We start from the raw sequence: 16,404 nt of genomic DNA on the forward strand, positions 1-16,404 counted from the left end.
GGCGCCAGCGTTCAGTTGCGGGCGGGGGATTTCGCCGACATGCCGAACCTGCAAGAACTGGACTTGCGCGACAACGGCATCCGGGTTTTGCCGGAGCGCCTGCTCGCCGGTGTTCCGGCGGCCTTTCGCCGCCTCGACATCAGGGACAACCCGGTTGCGCGCATTCCGGTGCAGGTTCTGGTGGATTGGGATGACGGTGCCGCGGACGAGGAGATGTTTGTTGACCAGGAAGACCGTCTCGCCGGCTTTCAATACAGGCTGGCGGACGGCACGACGCTGTCGAGGCTGGTTCTGCTTGAAGACGGACGAATAACAACGAGGCGCAACTTCGATTTTCAGATCATTTTGCCGGACGGCATTCCGCAACTTTCAGAGAATGTATTTTTGCCGAACGGGTTTGCGTTGAACCCGCGTGAGACGGCGATGAGGCTGCGCACTGGCGGGGAGGAGCCGCCCAATCGCCTGAATCCGCCCGCTTCGATTATCGGCACGGTCACGGTTCATAACAAGAGCATATCATGGACGCCGGATGAGGATTTTGAACAAGAAATAGATAGACGCATGCTGCTGTGGCAATTGGTTGATGCCCGTATTTTTTATTTGTCGAATGGCGTATTCCAGAGAAATCTGGCGGTCGAGGCAATCCCGGTGGAGGTGCGCGAGAGTTTTGCGCTCGGCGACGGCAACCCGGCGTTGAACCGGATTGCGGCGGGCGCGCCGGCGGGGTCGCCGGTCATCGGCTGGCAGCCGCAGCCGATGCCCAGCGCCGGCGCCGCGGTCGCGGCGGGACTCGACTACGCATACGCGCTGCTGTCGGACGCCGGTGGTTTGTTCGTGATTGACACCGCAAGCGGCGCCTTGTCGGTGGCGCCGGGGCGGTCGCTGTCCGCCATGCCGTCAAGCCATCACCTGACGGTGATGGCGGCGGTGGACGGGCCGGGTTTTACGCTGACGGCGACGGCGCCGGTGACGGTTGAAACCAGCGACGCCGTGTTCAGCATCTGTGGCCGCAGTCCGCGGGTGCGGGCCGCCATACTGGCGAGCAGTTCGGAGTTCACTCATTGCGCTTCCGTTGACAGGGCGCTGCTGGGCGCGGTCGGCGCGCTGACCGTCACTTCCGGCGGCGGCACGGTGCAGTTTCTCAGCGGGGATTTCCATGGCCTGCCGGGCCTGCGGACACTGGACTTGAGCGACAACGGCATCCGCGATTTCCCGGAGGACCTGCTCGACGGCGTTGCCGACGGACTCATCCGCCTCGATTTGAGCGGCAACCCCGCCACCCGCATCCCGGTGCAGATTCTGGCCGTGCTCAATGCCGGGAATGAGCGGGGCACCTTGCTGATGGACGAAGAAGACCGCCTCTCCGCCTTTCAATACACGCTGGACGACAGTCAGGCGACGCCCTTGTCGAGGGCGGTGCTGCACGAGGGGCGGGGCGAGCGTCGTTTCCGGGTTTCCCTGCCGGATGATATTGCTGGTTCCGGTTTGTGGGAGTTTGCCCTGCATCGTCAAGAGTTGAATAATCCGGATCCCCAAATTTCAGTCCGATGGGAGCGCAACATCGGGGATCGTATTGAATTCACTGAACAAAGCGGCCAGGAAGAGGTCATCACGATGTCCGCCATGCAGGACGATGATTTCATTGAAGAGACACGCAGGCTGATATGGGTGGTCCGCGGAGATTCCGCTTTCTTCATGACAGGGTCGGGACGCAACATCAACCTGTTCACCGAGGCGTTTCCGGTGGAGGTGCGCGAGACCCTTGCGCTGCGCGATGGAAACCCGGCGCCCAACCGGGTCGCGCCGGGCACGCCGGCGGGGCTGCCGGTTACCGGGTGGAGGCCGCGGGCTGTGCCCAGCGCATCCAGCACAGTTACGGCGGCGCTGAATTATGAATACGAACTGACATCCAACCCCGACGGATTGTTCGCAATCAACACCGCGAACGGCGCCCTGTCGCTGGCGCCCGGAGGCGTGCTGCCCGCCGCCCCGTCGAGCCACGATGCGGTTGTGATGGTTGCCGCCGCCGGGCAACATCTTGTGCTGACGGCGACGGCGGCGGTGACCGTCGTGCAGGACACCGGCTCCTGGTACATCTGCGACCGCACGCCGGCGGTGCAGCGGGCCATTCTGGCGGCGAAGGGCGGCGGCTGCGCGTTCGTCGCCGGGCCTCTGGCATTCGGCGCACTGGCGGTTACCGGGTCGGTCGCCGCCTTGCAGCGAGGGGACTTCCGCGGCGTCGGCGTCACCGACACCCTGTCGTTGTCGAATCTCGGATTGCAGGGCCTGTCGGCGGAGGTTTTCGAGGGTATCGGCGTGATTCATGGGCTGGATATTTCAGGGAACAATCTCCGCAACCTGCCTGTGGATGTTTTCAGCCATCTGCCCGCGGGCTTGTGCCGAACCCGGATTCATCGCAATCCGCTGACCCGTTTGCCAATCCGGCTGCTGGCGGGCTTGAAAAGAATTGCGCCCGTATCGGCCTCGAGGCGATGCAGCAACACAGCCGGGCAGGGGTCTTTGGTGATTGAGGGAGACTACCCTGTTGACACCGACGGGGACGGCGAACTGAACCTGGAGCATACACCGACGCCGGACTATCTCGGCAACATTCGCTACATTGATGCGGACACCGGCAGGGCCGTGTCGTCGGGTCTTGTTTTGACGGAAGGAGAATCCCGCCGGCTCCGGGTTGAACTGGACGCTCTTCCGGGCGTCAACGGCAGGCTTGCCCTGGGCGGCGTTACTGGCCGGTTTTCGCCGGAACCGGCCCATCTGGTGTTCGGTTCGTTTTCTGAAACGGCCCGGATTGAGGTAACGGTGACGGCCAATGCGGACGACAACCGCGAGCATGAAACGGCGCCCTTGTTCTGGCGCGATGTATCGGACAGCGAAGAGATACCGGGCGACGGGTATTACGAAGGAACGGTGAGCAGCGCCAGCCTTGTGGTGTCCGGATACGACGGCGACCGGGCCACCGGCGGCATCCGTGTCAGAAGTGCGTGGGGCCTGCGAACACCGCCCCTGCCGGTGAGGATACTTGAGCCGGTCGCGATTGAAGACACCGATTCCGAACCCAACCGCATCTGGCGGGGTGTGTCGTCCGGAACCGGCGTGGTTGGCTGGGCGCCGCGGATTCTGGTGGACGGCGCCGCCTCCGCGGAAACATCTTATTCGCTGGTGTCGGACGCCGGCGGCTTGTTTGCGATTGACACCGCGAGCGGCGCCTTGTCGGCGCACGGCGGCTGGCCGCTGATGGAGGCGGGACGGCGCGACATCATTGTCGGCACGGATTACAGGGGGGCGCCCGCGACGCGGACGGTGGCCGTCGAGGTGTTCGGCGCATTGTCGCTTGAAGACGCCGATGTCGCGCAAAACGCCGCCACCGTCGGCGACGCGGAGGATGCGCCGGTGCGCGGAATCAGGCCGCTGATGCGCGCCGACAGCGCCGTTGTCACGAGCGGCGTTGTCTGGACGCTGGCCGGCGGCGGCGGTTTGTTCCATGCGGACACCTCATCGGGCGCGATTTTGCTGACGCGGTCGCCGGCAAATGAGGACACCGGTGTCTCGACGATAATGCTGACGGCGTCGTACGCCGGCGCCGAGGCGAGTTTGCCGCTGCCCGTCGTTGTTTCGCTGCCGGGCCGCGTCAATATCTGCGACCGCACGCCGGAGGTGCAGACGGCCATTCTGGCGGTGACGGCCTCCGCTGATGCCTGCGGTTCCGTCTCGCTGTCGGAAATAGGGGGCATTATGAGTCTCAGAGTCAATCGTCAGGCGGCCCACATTGCGGTGACGGACTTGTCGAATCTTGATTTCCGGCGGATGCCGGGTCTGGAAAGGCTGTGGTTGAACGGGCTTGGGTTGACGAATTTGCCCGCCGGGATTTTCAGGACTTCAATCGCCCTGAGCATGTTGCGTCTGCAAGGCAACGACATGGCGACTTTGCCGGCGCAGTTGCTGGCCGATTTGGGGCATCTGAATTTTGTGCGGGTGGATCCACAGGTTCGGGTCGGCGATATCCGTTACCGGGTGGACGGCGAGGTTGCGACGGGGACGCTGGTCATCAGCAAAGACCAAAGCCGCGATGTTCTGGTGGAGGCGGTCGGCGGCCTCCACACCACCTTGACGCTGACTTTTCAGGCGCAGGGCGCGCCGGTCGTCGCGACGCCGACGGTGATTGAAATCAACCCGTCCGCCGCCGCGCACAGCGTGCGGCTGAGCGCCGTTGCGGACGCGGATATCGTGCACAACAAAGGCCCGGTGTCGTGGAAGTGGGACATGGCTACTGCGGTGCAGCGCGGCACGGATGATCATATCCCGACACCCGACTTGGCGGTGCGCGTCAACGAGACGGTTGCATTGACCGACACCAACCCGGCGGTCAACCGGCTGCGCGAAGACGCGGTGGATGATGTCGCGGTGGCCGGCTGGTCGCCGCAGGTGACTGCGGGCGGCGTCGCCGTGCCGACGACGGCGGTGAGTTACCGCCTGACGGCGGACGCCGGCGGGCTGTTCGAGGCAAACAGCGCGACCGGCGCATTGTCGCTGGCGGACGGGCGGGCGCTGGATTACGCGGTGTCGAGCAGGCACACGGTTACGGTGGAAGCCAACTACGACGGCGTTGCGGCGTTGCATTCGGTTGTCATTGATGTGCAGGATGTGACCGACATTTGCAGCCGCACGGACGCGGTGGCAAACGCCATTCTGGCGGCGACGCCCGCGGATGATGCCTGTGGGGCGGTGCTGGTTTCGGAACTGGAGGCGATTACGGCGCTGACGGCCACCGCCGTTGCAGCGTTTGTGACGGAGGCGGATTTTGACGGCCTGCCGAATCTTGAAGACCTGGATTTGATTGGCGCCGGCGCGGTTCGCCTGCCGGTGCAATTCGTGGCCAATTTTGCAACAGGGGCGGGTGCTGCGAACCTGCGGGTGGACCGGCGCGCGCGCATCAGCGGCCTCGTCTATCGCGATGATGGAAGCGGCGAAGTCATCACGCCGCCTCTGGTGCTGGACGAGGGCGCGACCCGCACGCTGCGGGTCGGGACCGGCGGCGTTTCCGGTCGGGTGCTGCGTTTTTCGCTGGCCGGGGGGGCCTTGCGCGGGGTGACTGCGACGGACAGTCTTGAGTTGGGTTCGCCGTCCACGCCGACGCTGGAGTTGACGGCGCTGACGGATGAGGATTTCAACCCGGCCAGCGGCATGCTGGTGTGGGCGCTTGAGTCGCCTGCGGGCAATCTCCGGATTCTGTCGCCTGTCGGCGCGGACCTGGCGTTTCATCTGTTGCTGACGGAAGGCTTGCGGGTGGATGTGCGCGAGGCGGATGTGTTTGAAGACGCCGACCCGGCGGACAACCGGATCAGCGAGGCGGCGGTGACGAGCACGGCGGTGTCGGGCTGGTCGCCGCGGGTTCTGGTGAACGGTGTTGCGACGACGGCGGTGCGTTACCGCCTTGCGGATGATGCGGGCGGTTTGTTCGCCATTGATTCGGCGACCGGCGCGCTGTCGCTGGCCGGGGAACTGGATTATGAGGCGTCCACCTTTCATGCCGTCGAGGTGGCCGCGCGGGTGACGGATACCGGCGTGACGGCGTCACTGGCGGCGGTCATCCGCGTGGACAATGTTGTCGAGGAGGTGGTGCTTGAGGCGGCGCCGAATGTGTATCAGATTGAGGAGTATGCATCGTCAGGCACCCGCGTTGATGTCGCGCTGGTGGTGAAGACCGAAGACGATGTTACGCGCACGGACAGTGTGACTTATTCGCTGACCGGCAGCACGGCGTTCCGGATAACGACCGTCGGTGAGATTTTCGTGTCGGGTGCGCTGGATTATGAGGAAACAACATCGCACACGCTGAGGATTACCGCAACCTATGAGGGAGTGACATCGGATGAAGCGCTGTTGACTGTCAATGTGGAAGATTTGTCGTTGTCGTTGTCGGGAACGACGATTGGCACAATCATCGAGAACGCCACATCAGGGGCGGTGGTGCAAAGCCTTGAAATATCCGCCCTGTTCGGCGGTACAACGGTGACGACAACAGCAGATTGGGCGTTGTCGGGAACCGGTGAGGAGGTTTTCATTGTAACGACGGATGACAGCGTTGCCCGCTTGCAATTGTCGGATGCGGAACTGGATCGGGAGACAACGCCGACCTACACACTGACATTGATGGCGACCTATCTGTCGGATGAATCCGCCAGCACACAGGTTACGGTGAATGTGCAAAACGCTGTGGAGAGTGTGACGCTTGAGGCGATTCCGAGTGTGTATCAGATTAAAGAAGGCGTGTCGTCGGGCACCCGTGTTGATGTCGCGCTGGTGGTGAAGACCGAAGACGATGTGACGCGCACGGACGGTGTGATGTATGAGTTGACCGGCAGCGCGGCGTTCCGGATAACAACCGTCGGCGAGATTTTCGTGTCGGGTGCGCTGGACTACGAGGAAACAACATCGCACACGCTGAGGATTACCGCGATTTATCAGGGAGTGACATCGGATGAAGCGCTGTTGATTGTCAATGTGGAAGATTTGTCGTTGTCTTTGTCGGGAACGACAGTTGGCACAATCGCGGAGAACGCCACATCGGGCACGACAGTAACCGGCATGGAAATATCGGCCTTGTTCGGCGGTACAACGGTGACGACAACAGCAGATTGGGCGTTGTCGGGAACCGGCGTGGAGGTTTTCATTGTAACGACGGACGATGACATTGCCCGCTTGCAGTTGTCGGATGCGGAACTGGATCGGGAGACAACGCCGACCTACACACTGACATTGATGGCGACCTATCTGTCGGATGAATCCGCCAGCACGCAGGTTACGGTGAATGTGCAAAACGCTGTGGAGAGTGTGGCGCTTGAGGCGATGCCGGATGTGTATCAGATTAGGGAAGGCGTGTCGTCGGGCACCCGTGTTGATGTCGCGCTGGTGGTGAAGACCGAAGACGATGTGACGCGCACGGACGATGTGACTTATTCGCTGACCGGCAGTGCGGCGTTCCGGATAACGACCGTCGGCGAGATTTTCGTGTCAGGTGCGCTGGACTACGAGGAAACAACATCGCACACGCTGAGGATTACCGCAACCTATGAGGGAGTGACATCGGATGAAGCGCTGTTGACTGTCAATGTGGAAGATTTGTCGTTGTCGTTGTCGGGAACGACGATTGGCACAATCATCGAGAACGCCACATCAGGGGCGGTGGTGCAAAGCCTTGAAATATCCGCCCTGTTCGGCGGTACAACGGTGACGACAACAGCAGATTGGGCGTTGTCGGGAACCGGTGAGGAGGTTTTCATTGTAACGACGGATGATGACATTGCCCGCTTGCAATTGTCGGATGCGGAACTGGACCGCGAGACAACGCCGACCTACACACTGACATTGATGGCGACCTATCTGTCGGATGAATCCGCCAGCACACAGGTTACGGTGAATGTGCAAAACGCTGTGGAGAGTGTGACGCTTGAGGCGATTCCGAGTGTGTATCAGATTAAAGAAGGCGTGTCGTCGGGCACCCGTGTTGATGTCGCGCTGGTGGTGAAGACCGAAGACGATGTTACGCGCACGGACGATGTGACTTATTCGCTGACCGGCAGCGCGGCGTTCCGGATAACGACCGTCGGTGAGATTTTCGTGTCGGGTGCGCTGGATTATGAGGAAACAACATCGCACACGCTGAGGATTACCGCAACCTATGAGGGAGTGACATCGGATGAAGCGCTGTTGACTGTCAATGTGGAAGATTTGTCGCTGTCGTTGTTGGGAACGACGATTGGCACAATCGCGGAGAACGCCACATCGGGCACGACAGTAACCGGCATGGAAATATCGGCCTTGTTCGGCGGTACAACGGTGACGACAACAGCAGATTGGGCGTTGTCAGGAACCGGCGCGGAGGTTTTCATTGTAACGACGGATGATGACATTGCGCGCTTGCAGTTGTCGGATGCGGAACTGGACCGGGAGACAACGCCGACCTACACACTGACATTGATGGCGACCTATCTGTCGGACGAATCCGCCAGCACGCAGGTTACAGTGAATGTGCAAAACGCTGTGGAGAGTGTGACACTTGAGGCGACCCCGGATGCGTATCAGATTAAAGAAGGCGTGTCGTCAGGCACCCGTGTTGATGTCGCGCTGGTGGTGAAGACCGAAGATGATGTGACGCGCACGGACGATGTGACTTATTCGCTGACCGGCAGTGCGGCGTTCCGGATAACGACCGTCGGCGAGATTTTCGTGTCAGGTGCGCTGGACTACGAGGAAACAACATCGCACACGCTGAGGATTACCGCAACCTATGAGGGAGTGACATCGGATGAAGCGCTGTTGACTGTCAATGTGGAAGATTTGTCGTTGTCGTTGTCGGGAACGACAGTCGGCACAATCGCGGAGAACGCCACATCGGGCACGACAGTAACCGGCATGGAAATATCGGCCTTGTTCGGCGGTACAACGGTGACGACAACGGCAGATTGGGCGTTGTCAGGAACCGGCGCGGAGGTTTTCATTGTAACGACGGATAATGACATTGCCCGCTTGCAATTGTCGGATGCGGAACTGGATCGGGAGACAACGCCGACCTACACGCTGACATTGATGGCAACCCATCTGTCGGACGAATCCGCCAGCACGCAGGTTACAGTGAATGTGCAAAACGCTGTGGAGAGTGTGACGCTTGAGGCGATGCCGGATGTGTATCAGATTAGGGAAGGCGTGTCGTCGGGCACCCGTGTTGATGTCGCGCTGGTGGTGAAGACCGAAGACGATGTGACGCGCACGGACGATGTGACTTATTCGCTGACCGGCAGCGCGGCGTTCCGGATAACGACCGTCGGCGAGATTTTCGTGTCGGGTGCGCTGGATTATGAGGAAACAACATCGCACACGCTGAGGATTACCGCAACCTATGAGGGAGTGACATCGGATGAAGCGCTGTTGACTGTCAATGTGGAAGATTTGTCGTTGTCGTTGTCGGGAACGACGATTGGCACAATCATCGAGAACGCCACATCAGGGGCGGTGGTGCAAAGCCTTGAAATATCCGCCCTGTTCGGCGGTACAACGGTGACGACAACAGCAGATTGGGCGTTGTCGGGAACCGGTGAGGAGGTTTTCATTGTAACGACGGATGATGACATTGCGCGCTTGCAGTTGTCGGATGCGGAACTGGACCGGGAGACAACGCCGACCTACACACTGACATTGATGGCGACCTATCTGTCGGACGAATCCGCCAGCACGCAGGTTACAGTGAATGTGCAAAACGCTGTGGAGAGTGTGACACTTGAGGCGACCCCGGATGCGTATCAGATTAAAGAAGGCGTGTCGTCAGGCACCCGTGTTGATGTCGCGCTGGTGGTGAAGACCGAAGACGATGTGACGCGCACGGACGATGTGACTTATTCGCTGACCGGCAGCACGGCGTTCCGGATAACGACCGTCGGTGAGATTTTCGTGTCGGGTGCGCTGGATTATGAGGAAACAACATCGCACACGCTGAGGATTACCGCAACCTATGAGGGAGTGACATCGAATGAAGCGCTGTTGACTGTCAATGTGGAAGATTTGTCGCTGTCGTTGTCGGGAACGACAGTCGGCACAATCGCGGAGAATGCCACATCGGGCACGGTGGTAACCGGGTTGGAAATATCCGCCCTGTTCGGCGGTACAACGGTGACGACAACGGCAGATTGGGCGTTGTCAGGAACCGGCGCGGAGGTTTTCGTCGTAACGACAAACACCGGTGCTGCCCGTTTGCAGTTGTCGGATGTGCAACTGGACCATGAGACAACGCCCGCCTACACACTGTCTTTGCGGGCATCCTGGCTGGGTGAAACCACCGCCGTGCCGGTGTCCGTTGAAGTCACCGATGTTAACCGCCTGTTCATCGAACTCACGGGCACTCCTCCCCACATTGTTACTGAAACCGCGCCGCCGGGCACCCGTGTCGGCGACGCGCTGCTGACGGCGCGCACCGAAGACGGAACCGCGCGCACAAGCGAGGTGGACTGGCATATCAGCCCCGCCGCCGGCCTGTTTCGCATCACCAGCGTCGGGGCCGTCATCGTCGCCGGCGCCCTCGACTACGAGACTTCCACACTGCACACGCTGATCATCACCGCGTCGTGGCAATCCATGACCTCCAACGAGGAACGCCTCACCATCTTCGTCGCCGATGTCGAGCGCGACCCGCAACTGGTGGATTTGAACAGCCGCCCGAACACCGCGCTCAACACCACCGACGCCCGTGTCGCCGGCCTGAACCTCGCGTTCCTGACGGACGGCGTTGAGCAGACCGGCAATGTTGAGTGGATCTTCGCCGACGCCACCCCCGCGCGCACCGCGATGGCGTTCACCATCAACACCGCAACCGGCATCATCACGCTGAACGCCCCCCTCACCGCGACCTTGCCGCAAACCTATCAGGCCACGGTAACCGCCACGCAACCGGACAGAAGCGCATCGCTGCCGTTGTCCATCCGCGTGGTTTCCGGCCTGACAGTCCGCATCCGCGTCTTCCTCGAGGGCGCCGTCATCCCCTGACCCCAACGGCGCTTTCAAGGCCGCCGGCGCACATGCCGGGTCTGTCGCGGCTTCGCCCAGCCTGACCCGGCGGCACCCCGGGTCGCCAACACAAACCCGCACTCAACCTGACACACCATCCCCCAACACAAACCCGCACCCCGTTCACCCCCTCCATCCCTGACCCGCCGCCGCTTTCAATGTATAATGCGCCTCACCACACCACCAACCACCAAAAGCAACCAACCCAGGGAAAAACCATGTTCAAAACCAGCATGAAAATCGCGGATTTCGATCCCGAACTGTCCGTCGCAATGGAAGCCGAGCGCAAGCGCCAGGAGGATCACATCGAGCTGATTGCGTCGGAAAACTACACCAGCCCGCGCGTGCTGGAGGCGCAAGGCTCGGTGCTGACCAACAAATACGCCGAGGGCTACCCCGGAAAACGCTATTACGGCGGCTGCGAAAATGTGGATGTCGCCGAGCAACTCGCGATAGACCGCCTGAAGGAACTCTACGGCGCCGACTACGCCAATGTGCAGCCGCACTCCGGCTCGCAGGCCAACGCCGCGGTTTATCTCGCGCTGTGCAAGCCGGGCGACACCATCCTGGGCATGAGCCTCGCGCACGGCGGCCACCTGACGCACGGCGCCAAGGTCAATTTCTCCGGCCAGGTTTTCAACGCCCATCAGTACGGCATCAACGACGACGGCCTGCTGGTCTATGACGAGATAGAAAAACAGGCCGTTGAATGCAAACCGAAAATGATCATCGCCGGCTTTTCCGCGTATTCGCAGGTGGTGGACTGGGAGCGCATGGCCGCCATCGCCGCCAGGGTCGGCGCCTTTCTGGTCGTGGACATGGCGCATGTGTCGGGCCTGGTGGCGGCGGGCGAATACCCCAACCCGGTGCCGCACGCCGATGTCGTCACCTCGACCACGCACAAGACCCTGCGCGGCCCGCGCAGCGGCTTCATCATCGCCCGCCGCAACGAGGAGATTGCGAAGAAAATCAACTCGATGGTGTTCCCCGGAATGCAGGGCGGCCCGCTGATGCATGTCATCGCCGCGAAGGCGGTCGCGTTCAAAGAGGCGATGCAGCCGGAATTCGGGGAATACATCCGCCTCGTCAAGAGCAACGCCGTGGCCATGGCCGACACGATGATCAAGCGCGGCTACGACATCGTCTCCGGCGGCACCGAGAACCACCTGATGCTGGTCAGCCTGATTGCCCGCGGCATGACCGGCAAGGCGGCGGACGCGGCGCTCGGGCGCGCCCACATCACCGTCAACAAGAACAGCGTGCCGAACGACCCGAACTCGCCGTTTGTCACCAGCGGCCTGCGGCTCGGAACGCCGGCCATCACGACCCGCGGTTTCGACAACGCAAGCACCGTTGAACTCACCAACCTGCTGTGCGATGTGCTCGACGACATCGAGAACGAGAACACCATCGCCGCGGTGCGCGACAAGGTCGCCGGGCTGTGCCGCAAATTCCCGGTGTACGGCAACTGACAGCGCAAGCGCGCCGCCCGAAGTGAACTGCCCATTCTGCGGCGAATCCAGGACTGAAGTTACCGACACGCGGCCTGTTTCCGGCAGCAACTGCACCCGGCGGCGGCGCCAATGCAGGGTTTGCCGCAAGCGCTTCACGACCTACGAGACGCTGCACCTGACGGCGCCGAAGGTCGTCAAGCGCGATGGCCGCCGCGAGCCGTTCGACGCCGACAAACTGCGCCGCAGCATCGTCATGGCGACGGCCAAGAGGCCGGTTTCCGAAGGCGACATTGACGCGCTGGTCGAGCGGGTCGAACTCAACATCATGTCGGTCAGAAAGCAGGAGGTGGACTCCGTCCGCATCGGCCAGGCGGTGATGCGCGAACTGGAAAAACTCGACCATGTCGCCTATGTGCGCTTCGCGTCGGTGTACAGAAACTTCCAGGATGTCGGCGCGTTCCGCGAAATTGTCGAGGGAATCGGCGCCGCCGCGCCCGCCGAAAACGACAGCCAACTGCCGCTCGACATTGATGAATGACGCCTACTTCATGTGCAAGGCGCTGGCGCTGGCGCGGCGCGGGCTTTACACCGCGCACCCCAACCCGAGGGTCGGCTGCGTCATCGCCCGCGACGGGCGCGTCGTCGGCGCGGGGTTTCACCGCGAGACCGGCGGCGACCACGCCGAAATCGCCGCGCTGCGCGAGGCCGGCGATGCGGCGCGCGGCGCGACCGCCTACCTGACGCTTGAGCCGTGCGCGCACCACGGCAGAACGCCGCCGTGCAGCGAGGCGCTGGCGCGCGCCGGCGTCGCGCGCGTCGTCGCGGCGATGGAAGATCCCAACCCGCGCGTCAGCGGCGCCGGCCTTGCGGCGCTGCGCGACGCCGGCATTGACACCGAAGTCGGCCTGTTCGCCGACGACGCGCGCCGCCTGAACCGCGGCTTCATCTCGCGCATGACGCGGCGCCGTCCGTGGGTGCGCATCAAGTCGGCCATCAGCCTCGACGGGCGCATCGCGCTGGCGTCCGGCGACAGCGCCTGGATCAGCGGCGAGGCGTCGCGCCGCGATGTGCAGTTCTGGCGCGCGCAAAGTGGCGCGCTGCTGACCGGCAGCGGCACGGTGCTGCACGACGACCCGCGGCTGAGCGTGCGCCTGTCCGGCGAAGACCTCGGCGTGGCCGGCGAAGTGCGCCAGCCGATGCGCGTCGTCGTGGACGGCGCGATGAAGACATCGCCGTCGGCGAAGATTTACGCGCCCGGCGCAGTTGTTGCCGTCGCCGTTTGCGATAGCGCAAACGCCGCCAGCGCGCCCGGCGACAGCGCAAGCACCGCTGCCAAATCCGCAAAACACGCCGAATTCACCGCGCGCGGCGTCGAGGTGCTGGCCTTCAATGACGCGCGCCATGTCCCGCTGGCGGCGCTGCTGGAGACGCTGGCCGGGCGCTTTGAAATCAACGAGGTGCAGGTGGAAAGCGGCGCCGGCCTCGGCGGCGCGCTGATTGAGGCCGGCCTGTGCGACGAATTGCTGCTTTATCTGGCGCCGCATCTGCTGGGGGACGGCGGCAGGGGGCTTGCGGAATTCGGCGATATCATTGAAAGTATGGACCGGCGCAGGGAATTTGACTACGAGGACATCCGCATGACGGGCAAAGACATCAGAATATTGGCGAGACCATGTCCACGATAGTGGCGGTCCGCAAGAACGGCCGTGTGTGCATCGCGGCGGACACGCTGACCAGTTTCGGCGATGTCAAGCAGAGCAGCGACTACGAGTTGTCGCACGACAAGATTTTCGAGTACGACGGCAACTACATCGGCATCGTCGGCAGCGCCGCGCACGACGCCGTCGTCAGGAGTCTGTTGTGGGAAAACGGCGCCGACGAATACGATTTCAGTTCGCGCATGGCGATCTTCGAGTCGTTCCGCAGAATCCATCCGCTGCTGAAAGAACACTACTACCTGAACCCGAAGGAGGACGACGACTCGCCCTACGAGTCGAGCCGCATTGACGCGCTCATCGTCAACCGCCACGGCATGTTCTCGGTGTTCTCGCTGCGCGAGGTGTTTGAGTATTCGCGCTTCTGGGCCATCGGCGCCGGCGCCGAGTTCGCGCTCGGCGCGATGTTCGCGGCTTACGGACACTGCGGCGAGGCCGACGAAATCGCCGACGCCGGCGTCCGCGCCGCCGCCGAGTTCGACAGTTCCAGCGCGCTGCCGCTGACGATGTACTCGGTCGCCCTCGACGCGGAAGACCCCGCCTGAGCGATGTTCAGCGGCATCGTGCGGACGACGGGCCGGGTCGCCGCGGCCTCGGACTCGCCGCGCGGGCGCCGCCTGCGCTTCGAGGCCGGCGAAAACCTTGCCAAAGACATCTCGCCCGGCGCCAGTCTGTGCGTCAGCGGCGTCTGCCTGACCGCCGCCGAATGCAACGGCGCCGCCTTCACCGCCGATGTGTCGGCGGAAACCCTGTCGTGCACGACGCTCGGCGGCCTGCGGGTCGGCGACGCGGTCAACCTGGAGCCGGCGCTGGCGGCGTCGGCGCGGCTTGACGGCCACTTTGTCAGCGGCCATGTGGACGGCGTCGGCGAAATCACCGCCTGCGACGACGACGGCGAATCACGCCGCCTCGCCATCCGCTTCCCCGAAACGCTGGCGCGCTACCTGGCGCGCAAGGGCGCGGTGTGCGTGGACGGCGTCAGTCTCACCGTCAACGAGGTCGGCGCGTCGGATTTCTCGGTCAATGTCATCCCGTTCACGCTGGCGCAGACGACACTGTCGAGCCGCCGCGCCGGCGACGCCGTCAACATCGAGGTGGACCTGCTGGCGCGCTACCTCGAACGCCTGATGGAGGCGCGGTGACGGCGGCGCGCAACCGCCGCGGGCGCCGCCGCACCGGCGCGCGGCTGCTCGGCGCCGCGCTGCTGGCGCTGCTGGTGATGCTGCAATTCTCGCTGTGGGGCGGCGACGGCCTGCTGCACTGGTGGAGTCTGCGCGACGCCAACGAACAGGAACGGCAAATCAACCGCGGCCTGCGCGAGCAGAACGAGGCGCTGGCGCGCGAGGTGCGCGATGTCAAGACCGGCGTCGGCGCCATCGAGGAGAAGGCGCGCGAAGACCTCGGCATGGTCAAGCCGGGCGAGGCGTTTTACCGCGTCATCGAGCGCGGCGGCGGGGCCGGCAGCGGGCCGGAGCGCGCGCGCGAATGAAATGCTGGGGCGTCGTGCCGGCGGCGGGCCGCGGTGCGCGCATGAACGGCGGTGTGCCGAAGCAATACCGGATGCTCGGCGGCGTCAGCGTGCTCGACCGCAGCATCGCCGCGCTGCTCGCCCACCCGGCCATGCAGGCGGTGATGGTCGCTTTGTCGGCCAGAGATGACCGTTGGTCGGAAAGTCGTTGCGCCGGCGACGCGCGTGTGTTGTCATGCACCGGCGGCGGCAGCCGCGCCGAATCGGTGCACAACGCGCTGGAGGCGCTGGCCGGCATCGCCGACGACGACGACTGGGTCGCCGTCCACGACGCCGTGCGGCCCTGTTTGCGCGGCGCCGATTTGGCGCGCCTGCTGAGCGAGGCCGCCGACGAGCCGGCGGGCGCCGTGCTGGTCGCGCCCATCAGCGACACGGTCAAGCAGGTGGCCGGCGGCTACATCGAGCGCACGCTCGACCGCGGGTGCGTTGTGCGGGCGGTGACGCCGCAGGTGTTTCGTTACCGCCTGCTGCGCGAGGCGCTTGCGGGCGCGCTGGCCGACGGCGTCGCGCCGACCGACGAGGCCGCCGCGATGGAGCGCGCGGGCCACCCGGTGAGGGCGGTGGCGGGCGACGCCGGCAATGTCAAGATCACCTGGCCGGGCGACCTGCGCCGCGCGGAAAGCAACCTTGAAACGGGAGACACGCAATGAACGACGGACTTCGAATCGGGCACGGCTACGATGTGCACGCCTTCTGCAAGGGGCGCTACATCGTCATCGGCGGCGTGCGGATTCCGTTTCGCTTCGGGCTGAAGGCGCATTCCGACGGCGATGTGCTGATTCACTCGGTGTGCGACGCGCTGCTCGGCGCCGCCGCGCTCGGCGACATCGGCTCGCATTTCCCCGACCACGACGAGGCGTGGGAGGCCATCAACAGCCGCTGGCTTTTGTGCAAGGTGCACGCGATGCTGTCCGGTGCCGGGTTCGGCATCATCAACATTGACTCGACGCTGGTCGCGCAGGCGCCGCAGATGCAGCCGCACATCGCGCGCATGCGCGACAACCTGGCCGCGGATCTGTCGCTTGCGCCGGAGCGCATCAGCATCAAGGCGACGACGACCGAGCGGCTCGGCTTCGCCGGGCGCGAGGAGGGGCTGGCGGCCCACAGCATCGCGTTGATCGGGCGCGCCTGA

General features: G+C 63.5%; 9 protein-coding genes. All 9 read left to right on the top strand.

Annotated elements, in window-relative coordinates; translation table 11 throughout:
- Positions 1 to 39 precede the first annotated feature (39 nt).
- A complete protein-coding gene (locus tag OXU50_05995) occupies positions 40 to 10,554 on the top strand; it encodes a hypothetical protein (GenBank protein MDD9869427.1) in 10,515 nt (3,504 codons plus the stop codon).
- Between the two features lie 239 nt (positions 10,555 to 10,793).
- Positions 10,794 to 12,047, top strand: coding sequence for a serine hydroxymethyltransferase (locus tag OXU50_06000; protein MDD9869428.1), 1,254 nt, complete (start codon positions 10,794 to 10,796; stop codon positions 12,045 to 12,047).
- Between the two features lie 22 nt (positions 12,048 to 12,069).
- Complete coding sequence (nrdR, locus tag OXU50_06005; GenBank protein MDD9869429.1) at positions 12,070 to 12,567, top strand: transcriptional regulator NrdR; 498 nt, start codon at positions 12,070 to 12,072, stop codon at positions 12,565 to 12,567.
- The gene (gene ribD / locus OXU50_06010) at positions 12,560 to 13,714 is read left to right on the top strand and encodes a bifunctional diaminohydroxyphosphoribosylaminopyrimidine deaminase/5-amino-6-(5-phosphoribosylamino)uracil reductase RibD (protein ID MDD9869430.1); all 1,155 of its coding nucleotides are present in this window, start codon (positions 12,560 to 12,562) and stop codon (positions 13,712 to 13,714) included. The genes nrdR and ribD overlap by 8 nt, the downstream gene beginning before the upstream one ends.
- On the top strand, positions 13,702 to 14,289 hold the full coding sequence (locus OXU50_06015; GenBank protein ID MDD9869431.1) for an MFS transporter: 588 nt from the start codon (positions 13,702 to 13,704) through the stop codon (positions 14,287 to 14,289). Before ribD ends, OXU50_06015 begins: the two co-directional genes overlap by 13 nt.
- A gap of 3 nt (positions 14,290 to 14,292) precedes the next feature.
- Positions 14,293 to 14,886 (top strand): riboflavin synthase, encoded by a 594-nt coding sequence (locus tag OXU50_06020; GenBank protein ID MDD9869432.1) that lies wholly within the window; start codon positions 14,293 to 14,295, stop codon positions 14,884 to 14,886.
- A complete protein-coding gene (locus tag OXU50_06025) occupies positions 14,883 to 15,233 on the top strand; it encodes a septum formation initiator family protein (protein ID MDD9869433.1) in 351 nt (116 codons plus the stop codon). Before OXU50_06020 ends, OXU50_06025 begins: the two co-directional genes overlap by 4 nt.
- On the top strand, positions 15,230 to 15,922 hold the full coding sequence (gene ispD, locus OXU50_06030; GenBank protein MDD9869434.1) for a 2-C-methyl-D-erythritol 4-phosphate cytidylyltransferase: 693 nt from the start codon (positions 15,230 to 15,232) through the stop codon (positions 15,920 to 15,922). The genes OXU50_06025 and ispD overlap by 4 nt, the downstream gene beginning before the upstream one ends.
- Positions 15,919 to 16,404, top strand: coding sequence for a 2-C-methyl-D-erythritol 2,4-cyclodiphosphate synthase (ispF, locus tag OXU50_06035; GenBank protein ID MDD9869435.1), 486 nt, complete (start codon positions 15,919 to 15,921; stop codon positions 16,402 to 16,404). Before ispD ends, ispF begins: the two co-directional genes overlap by 4 nt.

Source organism: Gammaproteobacteria bacterium, assembly GCA_028817225.1.
Taxonomy (GTDB): Bacteria; Pseudomonadota; Gammaproteobacteria; order Poriferisulfidales; family Oxydemutatoraceae; genus Oxydemutator.

Excerpts from the sequence above, each read along its gene's own strand:
- OXU50_05995 (MDD9869427.1), top strand. The coding sequence starts at position 40 with ATGCCGAACCTGCAAGAACTGGACTTGCGCGACAACGGCATCCGGGTT.
- OXU50_06000 (MDD9869428.1), top strand. The coding sequence starts at position 10,794 with ATGTTCAAAACCAGCATGAAAATCGCGGATTTCGATCCCGAACTGTCC.
- ribD (MDD9869430.1), top strand. The coding sequence starts at position 12,560 with ATGAATGACGCCTACTTCATGTGCAAGGCGCTGGCGCTGGCGCGGCGC.
- OXU50_06015 (MDD9869431.1), top strand. The coding sequence starts at position 13,702 with ATGTCCACGATAGTGGCGGTCCGCAAGAACGGCCGTGTGTGCATCGCG.
- OXU50_06020 (MDD9869432.1), top strand. The coding sequence starts at position 14,293 with ATGTTCAGCGGCATCGTGCGGACGACGGGCCGGGTCGCCGCGGCCTCG.
- ispD (MDD9869434.1), top strand. The coding sequence starts at position 15,230 with ATGAAATGCTGGGGCGTCGTGCCGGCGGCGGGCCGCGGTGCGCGCATG.
- ispF (MDD9869435.1), top strand. The coding sequence starts at position 15,919 with ATGAACGACGGACTTCGAATCGGGCACGGCTACGATGTGCACGCCTTC.